Origin of the sequence: Pseudomonas retamae (assembly GCF_043496865.1) — a bacterium.
Lineage (GTDB): Bacteria > Pseudomonadota > Gammaproteobacteria > Pseudomonadales > Pseudomonadaceae > Aquipseudomonas > Aquipseudomonas retamae.
The window spans coordinates 1-15,052 of the sequence record NZ_JBIEIL010000022.1; the positions used below are offsets into that span (position 1 = coordinate 1).

Sequence of the window (15,052 nt, forward strand, 5' to 3'; positions counted from 1 at the left end):
CTTCAACAACTTCAACCACTTGCGCTTCCGATCTCTCGTCAGCGGGAGGCGAATTCTACAGCGTTACACGCTGCTGTCAACACCTCTTTTTCAACTTCCTTTCGGGCTTCGATGAACTGAAGCCGCCCGCTGCCGAAACCTACATAACTCGTTGAATCTCAAGGAGTTTTCCGTTTAGGCTGCGCCGGAAGTGGGGCGAATTATAGACACCTGAGATCTGCCGTCAACCGTTAATTTCGCTTTTCTTGCAAATCGCCTTCCCGGCTTTTAAACGCGGGATTCTGCGCACCACCAGAGGAATACGCAGAACCATCAGCACGCCACCTATAAAGGCATAGATAGCCCATTCCTCGAGATCAGCACGAACGATCCACAACATATGCAGCAACCCCAGACCCAGAATCACGTAAACCAAGCGATGCAACTTCTTCCAGCGCACGCCCAGCCGACGCTGACTGGAGCGATTAGACGTCACCGCCAGTGCCAACAAGCCAAGAAAACCCAATGCCCCGACAATGATGTACGGCCGCTTGCGTAACTCGATCGCCAGCTGCGACCAATCGAAACCGAGGATAAACGCCAAGTAGCTGCCCAGATGCAAAGCCACATAGGCAAAACACCAAAGCCCCAACTGCCGACGAACCGCAATCCACCCCGCCCACCCCGTCAGCTTCTGCAGAGGCGTCATGCTTAAGGTGATCAGCAGCAAGATCAACGTGCCCAGCCCTAGTCGGTCAACCAGGACTTTGCCGGGGTCAGGCCCCAGCGAATCCTCCAAAGCCTGATACAACCACAGCAACGGCCAGATGGCCGCCGCAATGAACACGCCTATACGCCAGTACGGGAATCGCATCAGTAATTCTTCCGCAGATCGAGCCCTGTATATAAAGAAGCGACTTCATCTGCGTAGCCGTTGAACATCTGCGTATCACGCACGTTCGGTTTGAACAGGCTGTTTGGCAAACGTCGCTCGCGAGCTTGCGTCCAGCGCGGGTGATCGACGGTCGGGTTCACGTTGGCATAGAAGCCGTACTCATCCGCGGCGATGCTTTGCCAGGTGGTCTTCGGCTGCTCGCTGACCAGACTGATGCGCACGATGGACTTCACGCTCTTGAAGCCATATTTCCACGGCACCACCAAACGCAGAGGGGCACCGTTCTGATTTGGCAACTCGCGCCCATACATGCCCACCGCCAGAATCGCCAAAGGATTCATTGCCTCATCCAGTCGCAAGCCTTCTACATAAGGCCAGTCGATCAAAGCAAAACCCGAGCGCTGCCCAGGCATGCTTTTGGGATCCTGCAGGGTTTCGAAGCGGATGTATTTGGCCTTGGAGGTCGGCTCGACCTGCTTGAGCAATGCCGAGATCGGAAAGCCGATCCACGGAATGACCATCGACCACGCCTCGACACAGCGCAGACGGTAGATACGCTCCTCGAGTTGATACGGCTTCATGAAATCTTCCAGCGCATATCGCCCCGGCTTGCCCACTTCCCCGTCTATCACCACGCTCCACGGTTCGGTTTTCAGCGATCCGGCATTGGACGCCGGATCGCCTTTGCCGGTGCCGAACTCATAGAAGTTGTTGTAGTGAGTGGCATCTTTATAAGGCGTGATCGCCTCATCCTTGACGTTGACCGCGCCCCACTGGGTCGAAGGAAGTTTTTCAGCAAACCAGGCCGGCGCGTTGCCGGGCTCGACATCGGAATAACGAGAGGCATCTGCCGCGCTCGCCCAGCGCGGCAGTGTGCTGACGGCGATACCGGTGGCCGTAGCCCCGAGTAATTGGCGACGCGAAAGATAAATGGATTCAGGCGTGACATCCGACTCATGGCAGTCGGACGCTTTAGGGACTTTGATCAACATGGCAACTCCGCAGCTTTGGAGGACTGATGCACCCATTGACTGCGGAGTATGCGGGAAATTACATCACTCGGCGTTTTTGTGACGACGAAGACGCAACAGGTACTGCACCGGCCCGGAAGCGGCATAGGCGAGGAACACCAGCAGCAGGATTCGCGGCGGATCGCTGAACACAACGGCGAACACCAATACCACCGCCAGGATCGCCACGAACGGCACGCGCCCTTTCAGATCCAGTTCCTTGAAGCTGTTGTACTTGATGTTGCTGACCATCAGCATGCCGGCCGCTGCAACCATCAGTGCAACGAGGAACGACATCTTCGAACCCTGGATGCCGTAATCACTGAACGCCCAGACGATACCGGCCACGACGCCGGCAGCCGCCGGACTTGCCAGACCGATGAAATAGCGTTTGTCAGCGGTGCCGACCTGAGTGTTGAAACGCGCCAGACGCAACGCTGCGCCTGCCACATAGATGAAGGCGACCATCCAGCCGACCTTGCCCATATCACCCAGCGCCCAGCCGAACGCCAGCAATGCCGGGGCGACACCGAACGCGACCATGTCCGACAGCGAGTCGTACTCAGCGCCGAAGGCGCTTTGCGTGTTGGTCATGCGCGCAACACGACCATCGAGGCCATCGAGCACCATGGCGACAAAAATCGCGATCGCGGCGAAAGCGAAATACTTGCTCGCGTTCGCTGAATCACCGGCGCTCAACGCAGCCTGGGCGCTCATCGAATTGATGATGGAATAGAAACCTGCAAACAGGTTCGCAGTGGTGAACAGGTTCGGCAGCAGATAGATACCACGATGCCGGACTTTACGACCTTCCGCGTCGTGCCCTTCTTCGATGTGTTCATCGACGGGCAGCAGGCTTTCGGCGTCAGAAGCCTTGTTCGGCTCTTCGGGACGTTCGCTCATGGACATTACCTTGCAACGGTTTGGAGAAAAATTCGACAGAGGCTTGAGGACGACAGTTCGGCCACAAACGATGCAGCTTTATACCAGAACCACCGCCTCAAACGAAAAAACGCGGCCGAGGCCGCGTTTTTCATACAAGCAACGACGACTTAGTTTTTGGCTTTGTCGACGATCTTGTTGGCACCGATCCACGGCATCATGGAGCGCAGTTGCTCGCCGATGATTTCGATACCGTGAGCGGCGTTGTTACGACGCTTGGCGGTCATCGAAGGGTAGCCGGTTGCGCCTTCGCTGATGAACATTTTGGCGTATTCGCCGTCCTGAATACGTTTCAGGGCGTTGCGCATGGCCTGACGGGATTCGGCGTTGATCACTTCAGGACCCGTCACGTACTCGCCGTATTCAGCGTTGTTGGAGATCGAGTAGTTCATGTTGGCGATACCGCCTTCGTACATGAGGTCAACGATCAGTTTCAGTTCGTGCAGGCACTCGAAGTAGGCCATTTCCGGCGCGTAGCCAGCTTCAACCAGGGTTTCGAAACCGGCTTTGACCAGCTCAACGGTACCGCCGCACAGAACGGCTTGTTCGCCGAACAGGTCGGTTTCGGTCTCGTCCTTGAACGTGGTTTCGATGATGCCGGTACGACCGCCACCGACGCCAGCGGCGTAGGACAGTGCAACGTTTTTGGCGTTGCCCGAGGCGTCCTGGTAGATCGCGATCAGGTCAGGGATACCACCGCCTTTGACGAACTCGGAACGCACGGTGTGGCCCGGAGCCTTCGGCGCGATCATGATCACGTCGAGGTCGGCACGCGGAACAACCTGGTTGTAGTGAATCGCGAAACCGTGGGAGAAGGCCAAAGTGGCGCCTTTCTTGATGTTCGGCTCGATTTCGTTCTTGTACAGCGAGGACTGGAACTCGTCCGGGGTCAGGATCATGACCAGGTCGGCCGCTGCGACAGCGGAGGCCACGTCGGTCACTTTCAGGCCGTGGGCTTCAGCTTTGGCAACGGTAGCCGAACCTTTACGCAGACCAACGGTAACGTCGACACCGGAGTCTTTCAGGTTGCACGCCTGGGCGTGGCCCTGGGAACCGTAACCGATGATGGCAACTTTCTTGCCCTGGATGATCGACAGGTCGCAGTCTTTATCGTAGAAAACTTTCATGAATTTCCCCTTATATCCGGCCATTCAGGCCATGCGCTAATTTGGTTTAGATGCTGAGTACTTTGTCGCCGCGGGCGATACCGGTCACGCCGCTGCGGACGGTTTCCAGAATCGATGCGGTGCCGATGGACTGAATGAAGCTGTCGAGCTTGTCGCTGGTACCGGTCAATTGAACGGTATACACGCTGGCGCTGACATCGACGATCTGTCCACGGTAAATATCGGTGGTGCGTTTGATCTCGGCGCGCTGGGCGCCAGTGGCCTTGACCTTGACCAGCATCAGCTCGCGCTCGATGTGAGCACTTTCCGACAGGTCCACCAGCTTGACCACTTCGATCAGCTTGTTCAGGTTTTTGGTGATCTGCTCGATCACTTCATCGTGGCCCACGGTGGTCAGCGTCAGACGCGACAAGGTCGGGTCTTCGGTCGGCGCCACGGTCAGGCTTTCGATGTTGTAGTTGCGCTGCGAGAACAGGCCGACTACGCGAGACAGAGCGCCAGGTTCGTTTTCCAGAAGCAAGGAAATAATGTGCCGCATGATTAAGTACGCTCCGTCTTGCTCAACCACATATCGCGCATCGAGCCGTCTTTGATCTGCATCGGATAGACGTGCTCGCTGGTGTCGACCGCAACGTCGATGATCACCAGGCGATCCTTCATGGCGAACGCTTCGGCCATCTTCGACTTCAGGTCTTTCGATTCGGTGATGCGTACGCCAACGTGGCCGTAGGCTTCAGCCAGTTTGATGAAGTCCGGCAGCGATTCCATGTAGGAGTGCGAGTGACGGCTGCCGTAGCTCATGTCCTGCCACTGGCGAACCATGCCCAGCACACCATTGTTGAGGATGACGATTTTCACCGGCAGGCCGTATTGCAGGCAGGTCGACAGTTCCTGGATGTTCATCTGGATGCTGCCTTCGCCGGTGACGCAGGCAACGTCGTCGTCCGGGAAGCTCAGCTTGATGCCCATCGCCGCCGGCAGACCGAAGCCCATCGTGCCCAGACCACCGGAGTTGATCCAGCGGTTCGGCTTGTTGAACGTGTAGTACTGCGCTGCGAACATCTGGTGCTGACCGACGTCGGAGGTCACAAAGGCGTCGCCCTTGGTCACTTCGCACAGGGTTTCGATCACGGTCTGCGGTTTGATCTGGCTGCCGTCGCCTTTTTCGTAAGGGAACAGGCCGCGATCGCCGCGCCACTCATCGACCTGTTTCCACCAACTGGCCACGGACTCCTTGTTCGGGGTCTCGCCGATTTCCTTGAGGATCGCGACCATTTCGGTCAGGACGCTCTCGACCGGGCCAACGATTGGCACGTCAGCCTTGATGGTCTTGGAGATCGACGCCGGGTCGATGTCGATGTGAATGATCTTGGCGTTCGGGCAGAACTTTGCCGGGCCGTTGATCACGCGGTCGTCGAAACGTGCGCCAACCGCGAGGATCACGTCGGCATGGTGCATCGCCAGGTTGGCGGTGTAGCTGCCGTGCATGCCGAGCATGCCGATGAACTGGCGATCAGTGCCGGGGAAACCGCCCAGGCCCATCAGCGTGTTGGTCACTGGCAGGTTGAGCATTTTTGCCAGTTCGGTCAGCGGTGCGGAACCGTTGCCGAGAATCACCCCGCCACCGGAGTACAGCACCGGACGCTTGGCCGCCAGGAGCATTTCGGCTGCCTTGCGGATCTGCCCGGAGTGACCGCGCACGGCCGGGCTGTAGGAACGCAGCTTGGCCTTTTTCGGGAAGATGTATTCGAACTTCTCGGCCGGGTTGGTCATGTCTTTCGGGATATCGACCACGACCGGGCCCGGACGACCGGATTGCGCCAGGTAGAAGGCTTTCTTCATGACTTCCGGGATTTCCGAAGCGTGCTTGATCATGAAGCTGTGCTTCACGATCGGCCGGGAGATACCGATCATGTCGGTTTCCTGGAACGCGTCGGTACCGACCATGGTGCTCGGCACCTGACCGGAAATGATCACCATTGGAATCGAGTCCATATAGGCGGTGGCGATACCGGTGATGGCGTTTGTGGCGCCTGGACCGGAAGTCACCAGTACCACGCCGGCTTTACCGGTGGCACGGGCGTAGCCGTCAGCCATATGGGTTGCGGCTTGCTCGTGACGAACCAGGATGTGGGTCACTTCCGGTTCTTTGAACAGGGCATCGTAAACATGCAGGAGAGCACCACCCGGGTACCCGTAGATATATTTGACGCCTTCGTCACGCAAAAAGCGGACGAGCATCTCACCGCCAGATAAAAGCTCCACGTTGTTCACCTCTAAAACGCCAGAATACCGTCCACAAAAAAGGGGCGGGTCTTAATAGGTTTACTTCTCGGCAGAGCATGAGCGACGGTGGTCGCCGACTACGTCAGCACTGACTGAGCAAGTATTGGGATCGTCCCAAGTGTTGCGGGCCTTTCCCACCCAGCGCGAGGTAACGCGTTGCGGGTGTAACAGGTCGGCGCGGATGTGCGCCTCATGATCTACCGAGTGGGTCTGCTTCTGGCAGTCCCTCTACAGCGGACTTTGGATTCTTCTGTTTCGCCCTCTGCAAGTCAAGTCGTCTGTGTGGTTAATTGTGGGTAAGCACATGAGAACGCAAGAAAAAACCTGAAAAGCGCTACTCTGTTAGCGTCAATTGCGCAATTTTGCCAAGGAATCAGCATGCGAACGCTCCTCCTCACTCTGCTGATCGGCCTCAGTCCGTGTTGCTCGGCCGCTCAAATCTACAAATGGGTCGATGCCCAGGGTGTCACCCACTTCGATGCGCAGCCGCCTGCGGGCCAGCCATCGACCACCGTGCAAACGCCCTCCGCGCCACCGGCACAACCGTCCGCCATGCCCGGCAGCGGCGTACTCGGCGATCAGAAGGCGATCGACAACAAGGTCAAAAAGCAGGTGGCCGAACAACAGGCGCAGCTCCAGGCGTTTTGCGAGCAGGCACGGACCAACCTTGCGCAGCTGCAAAACAATCCGCGTTTGCGAGAGGAGGTCGAAGGACAGTTGAAACGGCTTGACGATGCGCAGCGTCAGGAGCGCATCGCCGAAGCGCAGAAGCAGATTGAGCAGAACTGCCAGTGATTACTGGCAGCGTGCGGTTCAGCGTGAGGCAGTAATCAGCAGATCGAACTCTTTGAGCAGCACCTGCAACTGACGATCCTTGCCTCCAAGGTTGCGCTGGGCAAAAACCATCTCGGCCATTTCCTGAATACCCGAGGCGTTCGGCAGCGGCAGATCCTGCTCCAGAATCATCTTCATGCGCGGCAGGAAGATCCATTGCAGCCACTGCTCGAAGTCCAGCGTATCGACGGAAAACGGCTCTACACTGCTCAAGGCTTCGGCCGAAGGTTCAACCTCATCCCACCAGCCCTGGGTACGCAGTTCACGCTCGATCAGCAGCAACTGATCGGCGATTTTCGGGAAACGGGCATCCATCACAGCGAGACCTTGGCCTTCTGCCGGGCCAGCGTGGCGCCGGCGGAATCGCCTTGTTTCTCACGAGCCTGGGCGATCAACTCCCACAGGCTGGCTTGCAGATCCGGACGACCGTTGGCCATCGTCAGTGCACGACGGGCAAATTGCTCGGCTTGCGGCGCATCGCCCTGAGCCATGCGCACCTGCGCCAGACGATAAAGCACTTGCGGCTCACGCGGTGCAACGCGCTGGGCGCGCTCCAGACTCGACGACGCGCCGTTGAGGTCGCCACCGGCCTGCTGCTGTTGTGCAGTGGTCAGCAAGGCCAGTACCGGGCCATCCAGTTGCTCATCGGCTGACAAGCCACCGCCGCTGGTCGCGGAAGGAATACCGCTCGGCGTCGACGGCATGCTGTAGCTGCCGGAGTTGACCGGCGCCGATTCGACCGCCGACGGGTTGTACGGCCCCGACGTGATACCGCCGGATGCCGGACCCGGAACGATTGGCGAGGAGCTGATCGGTGTCGACACGGCCGCGCCGCCGCCCGGCACCATCACCACTACGCCGGTATCGCCTTGCGGAATCGCCTGAGTCTGGCCCTGCACCGGACGCTTGACGGTAGTCTGGCGGAAACCGCCATTGGCACCGATGCGCTCGCTGTTGGACACCGCTGTGCCGGAGTCGACAACGGGAATCGAACCACGCTGTACGGTAGAGCAGCCGCTGAGCAAAGCCACGGCGGTCACCGCTGGAATCAACCACTTGTTCACTTGAAACCCTCTTTGCTTAATTCATCCAGCCCTTGACCCAATCCATCACCGACTCCGGCGAGGCAGGCGTTTCGCTTGCGCACGCGGCGCCGGGTGGCGGTTCGCTGCCGCGAATATACGGCATCTGTACCGCGCCGGGGCAGTTGGCATCGGAGCCTTGCCCGGTGCGCGAATCGACCCAGGCCTGAACGACGTTGTCCGGCTGCGGCATGTCCAGCGGCAGCGGATCTGCCTTGCGCATGAAGCTGGTCCAGACCTGCAACGCACCGGTCGCCCCGGTGAACGGGGTCTTGCCGTTGTCGTCGCGGCCCAGCCAGACCACCGCCAGCAGGTCCTGACTGAACCCGGCGAACCAGCTGTCGCGCGAATCGTTACTGGTACCGGTCTTGCCGGCCAGCGTCAGGGTCTTGGGCAACACGTTATAAACCGAACTGCCGGTACCTTCACGCATCACGCGCTGCATGGCGTTCTGGATCAGATAGATGGAGGCCGGGTCAAAACGTTGTTGAATCTGGAACGGATAGCGCTTGAGCGGCTCGCCTTCGGCGGTCAGGACGCTGCGAATCCCACGCATCGGCGTGTTGAAACCACCGTTGGCCAGCGTCTGGTACATGGTCGCCACTTCGATCGGGGTCATGCCGCCGGCACCGAGAAGCATCGACGGGAACGCCGGGAACTCGCGGGTTACACCGAGGCGACCGAGAGTCTTGAGCACGTTCGGCACACCGACTTCCAGGCCCAGACGCGACGTCGACAGGTTGTAGGAATGCGCCAGCCCCTGATAGAGGAACACCGTGCCGTGAGAACGGCGGTCGTAGTTCTGCGGCTTCCACACCTGACCGTTCGCGCCTTTGACCGACAACGGTTCATCCGACAGCCAACTGGTCAGCGTGTACTGGCTCGGTTTTTCAAGTGCGGTCAGATAAACCGCCGGCTTGATCAACGAACCGATCGGCCGTACCGCATCCAGCGCGCGGTTGAAGCCGGCGTAACTGGCCTGACGGCTGCCGATCATCGCCTGGACTTCGCCGGTTTCCGGGTTGGTCACGACCATCGCCGCTTCAACGTCGTCGGAGCCTTTGCGCCCGGACAGACGTTTGAAGGTGTCGTTGACCGAGGCCTCGGCTTTCATCTGCAGAATCGGGTCGAAGCTGGTGAAAATGCGCAGGCCTTCTTCGGTCAAGTCTTCGTCGCGGTAATCTTCGCGCAACTGACGTTTGACCAGATCGATGAAGCCTGGGTACGAGCTGTCGGCCAGCTTGCCGCGGGTGGTCACGCCCAGCGGCATTTTCTTCGCCGCTTCAACCTGTTCCGGCGTGGCGACGCCCTGTTGCGCCAGTACGTCGAGCACCAGGTTACGGCGTTCCAGCGCACGTTCAGGATTGCGCCGCGGGTTGTAGTAGGACGGACCTTTGACCATCCCAACCAGCAACGCCACTTGATGCAGCTTCAGCTCGGATAATGGCTGGCCGAAGAAGAACTGACTGGCCAGACCGAAACCGTGCACCGCGCGCTGACCGTCCTGCCCGACGAAGACTTCGTTGAGGTAGGCCTCGAGGATTTCCTTCTTGTCGTAATGCAGCTCCAGCAACATCGCCATCATCGCTTCGGTGAGCTTGCGGGTCAGGCTGCGTTCGCTGGTCAGGTAGAAGTTCTTCACCAACTGCTGGGTCAGGGTACTGCCGCCCTGGGTCATCTTGCCGCCAGAGGTGTTGACCCAGACCGCACGGGCGATCGATTTCGGCGACACGCCCCAATGGCTGTAGAAATCGCGGTCTTCGACGGCGACCAGGGTTTCCAGCAGATACGGCGGCACCTGATCGAGTTTGATCAGGATGCGGTCTTCGAGATTTTTCGGATAAATGCCGCCGATCAGCAGCGGCTCCAGACGCACCACCGACAGCTTGGAACCGTTGGTCGCCGACAGCTCGGCAACGTAATCGCCCGAGAAACGCACACGCACCGGTTGCGGTTTTTCCAGGCCCTCATAGAACTGGAAGCCACGGGTGTTCAGGTCAACCGTATTACCGCTGACGGCAGCAGCGCCTGGGCCATTGCTCACGGCTTCGCGACGATAGCCGAGGGCATCGAGTTCGGTGAGGAAATCGTCCTTGCTGAGCTTCTGTCCGACGAACAGCTCGAGCGGGCGCGCGTATACCTTGGCCGGGATGGTCCAGCGCTTGCCGGAGAACTTCTCCTGCACCACGGCATCGAGGTAAACGGCGAAGCCGGCCAGCACGACAAGGCCGACCAGACTGAGTTTGATGGCCCAGCTCAGCCACGGGCTCAGGCCCTTGGACGGTGGTTTTTTCTTGGTACGGGGGGATCGGGATCGAGTCATGGCGGCGGATTATACGCACTTTATCGATCCTCAACAGGCACCCTCAGAGGTTTGCGTCCGGCGGGCAAGCGGCCATAATGGCGACCTTGATTTTCTCCGTCTCTGAAGGATCGCCCGTGAGCCAGTCCCTGATCGCTGCCCTGCAAAACCCGGCCCTCTACCCGCATCCCGTCGAAAGGTTCCAGGTCATCGAAACCCACATCTCGTGGGTGATTCTCACCGGCCCCTTTGCTTATAAAGTGAAGAAGCCGGTTAATTTCGGCTTCCTAGACTTCACCGGCCTCGACGCGCGCGCGCATTTTTGTGCCGAAGAGCTGCGTCTCAACCAGCGCCTTACCGAGGATTTGTATCTGGAAGTGTTGCCGGTCACCGGCAGCGTTGAAGCGCCACAATTGGGCGGCGACGGCGCGGCCATCGAGTACGTGCTGAAAATGCGTCAGTTCCCGCAGACCGGCCTGCTCAGCACCCTGCAAGCCAACGGTGAGCTGACCACCCAGCACATCGATGCGATGGCCGAGCAGATTGCCCGCTTCCACATCAATGCACCAAAAGTCCCGGCCGAACACGACGCCGGCACCCCGGACAGCGTGATGGCACCGGTCGCGCAAAACTTCGAGCAGATCCTGCCGTTTCTCAGCGACAAAAACGATCTGCTGCAACTCGAAGCACTTAAAGCCTGGGCCGAAAGCAGCTTCGAGCGTCTCAAGCCACTGTTCGCCGAGCGCAAGGCCGCAGGTTTTACCCGTGAATGCCACGGCGACATCCACTTGGGCAACGCCACGGTCATCGATGGCAACGTGGTGATCTTCGACTGCATCGAGTTCAACGAGCCGTTCCGTTTCACTGACGTCTGGGCTGATACCGGCTTCCTCGCGATGGACCTGGAAGACCGCGGCCTGAAATCCCTGGCGCGACGTTTCATCAGCCAATACCTGGAACTGACCGGCGATTATCAAGGCCTTGAAGTACTGAACTTCTATAAAGCCTACCGCGCGCTGGTCCGCGCGAAGGTCGCGCTGTTCAGCATGCCGGCGGACGCGACCGCCGTGCAGCGCGCCACCACCCTGCGCCAGTACCGCAACTACGCCAACCTGGCGGAAAGCTACAGCACCATTCCGTCACGCTTCATGGCGATCACTCACGGTGTTTCCGCCGTCGGTAAAAGCCACGTTGCGATGCGCCTGGTTGAAGCACTGGGCGCGATCCGCCTGCGTTCGGATGTCGAGCGCAAGCGCCTGTTTGGCGAGCAGACCGTCGCCAACGACGTACAGGCCGGGATTTACAGCGCCGATGCCAGCGCCGCGACTTATGCGCGCCTGCACGAAATCGCCGAAGTGATCCTGCACGCCGGTTTCCCGGTGGTGATCGACGCCACTTACCTGAAACGCGAACAACGCGACAATGCGGCGAAAATCGCCGAAGCCACCGGCACGCCCTTCCTGATCCTCGACTGCAACGCACCGCAAGCGGTGATCGAAAGCTGGTTGGCGGTGCGTCAGGCCGACCAGAAGGACCCGTCCGACGCCACCCTGGCGGTGATCGAAACGCAACAGGCCAATCGCGAAGCGCTGACGCCGGAAGAAATCCTGCGCAGCAAACGCGTGCAGACCAATGAATCCGGCACGCTCGACACCGTGGTCGCGCAGATTCGTCAGCGCCTGCCAGGCCTGTAAGAAACTATTTCGGCCGTGAAGCCCTCGCTCGCTTCACGGCCGCCAAATAGTGGCACTATACTGGCGTCATAAAACCAACAGGTGATCTGACATGAGCCAGCCGAAACTTCTCGATACGCCGCTATATGCCTTGCTGCACAAAGACGACATCACTGGTTTCAACAAGGAGCGTCCGCAGGACGGACCGATCGACATGGTTGGTGGCGATTTCCGCGGTCTCGATCTACGCGAGCTGAACGCCGAGGGCGTGGACTTCCGCGACGCGTATTTCCGTTCTGCCGATTTGCGTGGTATCGACTTCCGTAACGCACAACTGGAAGGCGCAAGCCTGGCCCACGCACAGATTTCCGGTGCGTACTTCCCGCCGGAGCTGAGTGCCGACGAGATTCTGATGTCGATGAATTTCGGTACGCGCTTGCGCTATCGCACGCGCTGAGATCGCTGTCAGCCCTGGCCCCCCCTTGTGGGAGCGAGCCTGCTCGCGAAGGCGTAGTGTCAGTCGATATAGGTAGCGGCTGATCCACCGTCTTCGCGAGCAGGCTCGCTCCCACATTTGTTATGCGCTATGCCCCTTCCCTTCTGCATTTCTAGATCTTTATCCCCTTTCTTAGAAGCATTTGCGTCGAATCCGACCAAACAACCACGCTTTTCCTACTGATGGCTACACTCCTGAGAAGCTCGCCCACGCACCATTCGGCCGTCGCAAGGAGGCTTGATGAATGATGAACTGCAACACCTGAAAAATCTTGGCAAGACGTCGGCGCAATGGCTGCATGCCGTGGGCATCCACAGCGCCTCGGACTTGCGTCGGCTCGGCGCAGTGGACGCCTACCGGGCCGTGCGTACCCGCGGGTTTCGTGCATCGAAGGTGTTGTTGTATGCGATCGAAGGCGCCCTGATGGATGTGCACTGGAACGACATCCCCGCCGAGCGCAAGGACGCCCTGAACAAGCAGCTCGAAGCCATTTCCGCGCGACACAAGAACTGAACGGGCGGCGATCCTCATGTATTTACTGGGAGAGCAATCGGCACATACCGATGCAATCATCAACCGTTTGCAAAGCCTGCCCGTGCAGTGGTTGCGAGATCTCGCACCTTGCGGGCCGGTTTTGCAGGTCGATGCGACGGATGACTTGCTGCCCGTTCTGCCCGCCGAACAGTTGTTTCTGCTAATCGACGGCGTGATCAACGGCTGCATCGGTGCGCGGCCGCTGTTTTACTGGCAGGAGGGTGATTTGCTTGGTTTGCAGCAGGGTGATGTCTGGGCTGATTGTCGCTGGTGCTGCGACGCGCCGCTGCGTTTGCAGCCCTACCGCCGCGAGGAGGTGTTCCGGCATCTGTTCGCTGACGCACGCCGGGCGCAGCAGTTCGTCGAGTATTTGCAGGGCCACCTGGCGATTCTCGCCCACGCCGTGGCGCAGCTGAAACCGCGCGAATTTCGCAGCAGCAACGGTTTCAAACGAGTCGCGGCGGGGGAAATCCTGATCAGGCAGGGAGACGTTGCTGATCATGTGTTTGTGATCATCGACGGGCATGCCGAAGCGTTTGTCGACGGACACAAGGTCGGCGACGTGCCCAGGGACGAGATCTTCGGCGCCATGGCGATCTTCACTGGCGAGCCGCGCAACGCAACGGTGATCGCGCGCGTACCGAGCACAGTGATGTTGATTCCTGGTGATCAGTTTTTGAGCATGACCCGCACCAATCCGAAGATCGCTCACAGCCTGATCGAAAGCATGGCGCGGCGCATCGGGCAATTGAATCGGCAGATCGCCCCCTCGACAGTGGCTGAAGGCCAACGCTGAAGCCCTGAATTCACGCGGCATTCCGGCCATTTACCCGATTAAATCGTACAAACGGCAAATCAGTGGTTGACGCGGTAATGAGAATCGCTATGATTATCACAACTGGTCGCGAGATCAGTCGATATTCTGAAAAGCCCTTGGTTCGGATTCTCAGATTATCTCCTCATCAGGCTAATCACGGTTATTTGACCCGGTTTTTACCGGGTCTTTTTTTGCCCGTAAAAAAGTCATTTGCCGAACTGTTTACGCATCTGTTCGCAGTAATCCGGTTTCGATGTGGCAGGCGTGTACCAGACATAATCGGCCATCGCGACGCTCACATTTTCCCCGTGTTCGGCCAGGATCAACACCGTGGGCACCTTCGCCGCGCCCAGATCGAGAACATGTAACGGCACGCCGGCATCCTTGCGCGCATGCCACGCCCCGGCCAGCAGCATCGAGGGCGTGGGCGCTGCGAGCAAACGTTCAGCCATGCGCCGATCACGCTGTTGCTGAACCGCCAGCATCGCCGGCATTTGCGATTCGGGCAGCAAGCCGCAGTGGGAATCGCTGATCTGCCGCAGCAGCTTGTCTTGCACCGATGCCGCGTTACTGCGCGCACCGCTGAGTGCGGGAGGCTCACGATAGACTGCGCGGATTTCACTGTTGTCGAGATTGGCTGCCAGCAGCGCATACGGTTGCGAGAGCGCGAAGCGCACGATCGGACCATAAAGCGTCCAGTCCCAGCCGTCCTGCCAGTCCAGCATCCTGGCGACATCGGCGGATGCCGGCATTCGCCGCGCGGCAGCCACTTTCGGCTGCTGATCGGGTGTTAGCATTTCCAGCAACAGACTGCCCTGCTGGCGCTGCTCGCCAAGCGCCTGCAACAGCCATAACTGCGCAGCGTGGTGATCGGCATTGTCATGTTGCTCGCCGATGATCAGTCGCTCGGGCCTCGCAAGACGCGTCAACAGTTGCTCTGCGGTCAGCACTTCACCGCTGTGCAGGTCGCGAATTTCGCCACTGACTGGAGCTGGCGCAACAGCATGCTGACACCCTGCAAGCAACATCAGCATCAATAACCACAGTCCTCGCATGCACACACCTCGACGATTCA

Annotated in this window: 15 protein-coding genes; 5 read left to right on the plus strand and 10 right to left on the minus strand. The window is 59.1% G+C overall.

Features of this window, described 5'->3' with window-relative positions; genetic code table 11:
- Positions 1 to 223: 223 nt before the first annotated feature.
- The 6 genes from msrQ to ACGSLL_RS27530 form a co-directional block, all read right to left on the minus strand.
- On the minus strand, positions 224 to 853 hold the full coding sequence (msrQ, locus tag ACGSLL_RS27505) for a protein-methionine-sulfoxide reductase heme-binding subunit MsrQ (RefSeq protein WP_394508592.1): 630 nt from the start codon (positions 851 to 853) through the stop codon (positions 224 to 226).
- The gene (msrP, locus tag ACGSLL_RS27510) at positions 853 to 1,866 is read right to left on the minus strand and encodes a protein-methionine-sulfoxide reductase catalytic subunit MsrP (protein ID WP_394508593.1); all 1,014 of its coding nucleotides are present in this window, start codon (positions 1,864 to 1,866) and stop codon (positions 853 to 855) included. Before msrP ends, msrQ begins: the two co-directional genes overlap by 1 nt.
- Positions 1,867 to 1,929: 63 nt before the next feature.
- Positions 1,930 to 2,787 carry a CDP-diacylglycerol--serine O-phosphatidyltransferase gene (gene pssA, locus ACGSLL_RS27515; RefSeq protein ID WP_090286305.1) on the minus strand — a complete coding sequence of 286 codons (858 nt, stop codon included), beginning with the start codon at positions 2,785 to 2,787 and terminating at the stop codon, positions 1,930 to 1,932.
- A gap of 149 nt (positions 2,788 to 2,936) precedes the next feature.
- The gene (gene ilvC, locus ACGSLL_RS27520) at positions 2,937 to 3,953 is read right to left on the minus strand and encodes a ketol-acid reductoisomerase (RefSeq protein WP_003228216.1); all 1,017 of its coding nucleotides are present in this window, start codon (positions 3,951 to 3,953) and stop codon (positions 2,937 to 2,939) included.
- Positions 3,954 to 3,999: 46 nt separating this feature from the next.
- Complete coding sequence (gene ilvN, locus ACGSLL_RS27525) at positions 4,000 to 4,491, minus strand: acetolactate synthase small subunit (RefSeq protein WP_003176102.1); 492 nt, start codon at positions 4,489 to 4,491, stop codon at positions 4,000 to 4,002.
- A gap of 2 nt (positions 4,492 to 4,493) precedes the next feature.
- Positions 4,494 to 6,218, minus strand: coding sequence for an acetolactate synthase 3 large subunit (locus ACGSLL_RS27530; RefSeq protein WP_394508594.1), 1,725 nt, complete (start codon positions 6,216 to 6,218; stop codon positions 4,494 to 4,496).
- A gap of 399 nt (positions 6,219 to 6,617) precedes the next feature.
- On the opposite strand from ACGSLL_RS27530, the gene ACGSLL_RS27535 reads away from it, so the two are divergent.
- Positions 6,618 to 7,034: a DUF4124 domain-containing protein gene (locus tag ACGSLL_RS27535; RefSeq protein ID WP_394508595.1), complete on the plus strand. Its 417-nt coding sequence runs from the start codon at positions 6,618 to 6,620 to the stop codon at positions 7,032 to 7,034.
- A gap of 18 nt (positions 7,035 to 7,052) precedes the next feature.
- On the opposite strand, the gene ACGSLL_RS27540 is transcribed toward ACGSLL_RS27535, so the two are convergent.
- The 3 genes from ACGSLL_RS27540 to mrcB are packed head-to-tail and all read right to left on the minus strand — an operon-like array spanning position 7,053 to position 10,478.
- Positions 7,053 to 7,388, minus strand: coding sequence for a YqcC family protein (locus tag ACGSLL_RS27540; RefSeq protein ID WP_039761596.1), 336 nt, complete (start codon positions 7,386 to 7,388; stop codon positions 7,053 to 7,055).
- Positions 7,388 to 8,137, minus strand: coding sequence for a tetratricopeptide repeat protein (locus ACGSLL_RS27545; protein WP_394508596.1), 750 nt, complete (start codon positions 8,135 to 8,137; stop codon positions 7,388 to 7,390). The genes ACGSLL_RS27540 and ACGSLL_RS27545 overlap by 1 nt, the downstream gene beginning before the upstream one ends.
- Positions 8,138 to 8,153: 16 nt before the next feature.
- Positions 8,154 to 10,478, minus strand: a complete 2,325-nt coding sequence (gene mrcB, locus ACGSLL_RS27550; protein ID WP_090286313.1) for a penicillin-binding protein 1B — start codon at positions 10,476 to 10,478, stop codon at positions 8,154 to 8,156.
- 116 nt (positions 10,479 to 10,594) lie between these two features.
- Here mrcB and ACGSLL_RS27555 point away from each other — a divergent pair, with 116 nt between their 5' ends.
- From ACGSLL_RS27555 to ACGSLL_RS27570, 4 genes are all read left to right on the plus strand, one after another.
- Positions 10,595 to 12,151: a bifunctional aminoglycoside phosphotransferase/ATP-binding protein gene (locus tag ACGSLL_RS27555; protein WP_394508597.1), complete on the plus strand. Its 1,557-nt coding sequence runs from the start codon at positions 10,595 to 10,597 to the stop codon at positions 12,149 to 12,151.
- A 91-nt stretch (positions 12,152 to 12,242) separates the two neighbouring features.
- Complete coding sequence (locus tag ACGSLL_RS27560) at positions 12,243 to 12,587, plus strand: pentapeptide repeat-containing protein (protein WP_394508598.1); 345 nt, start codon at positions 12,243 to 12,245, stop codon at positions 12,585 to 12,587.
- A gap of 279 nt (positions 12,588 to 12,866) precedes the next feature.
- A complete protein-coding gene (locus ACGSLL_RS27565; protein WP_016773175.1) occupies positions 12,867 to 13,139 on the plus strand; it encodes a TfoX/Sxy family protein in 273 nt (90 codons plus the stop codon).
- Between the two features lie 16 nt (positions 13,140 to 13,155).
- A complete protein-coding gene (locus tag ACGSLL_RS27570) occupies positions 13,156 to 13,956 on the plus strand; it encodes a Crp/Fnr family transcriptional regulator (RefSeq protein WP_394508599.1) in 801 nt (266 codons plus the stop codon).
- 227 nt (positions 13,957 to 14,183) lie between these two features.
- Here the strand turns inward: ACGSLL_RS27570 and ACGSLL_RS27575 are convergent, their stop codons facing one another.
- Positions 14,184 to 15,032 carry a ChaN family lipoprotein gene (locus ACGSLL_RS27575; protein WP_394508600.1) on the minus strand — a complete coding sequence of 283 codons (849 nt, stop codon included), beginning with the start codon at positions 15,030 to 15,032 and terminating at the stop codon, positions 14,184 to 14,186.
- Positions 15,033 to 15,052 lie beyond the last annotated feature (20 nt).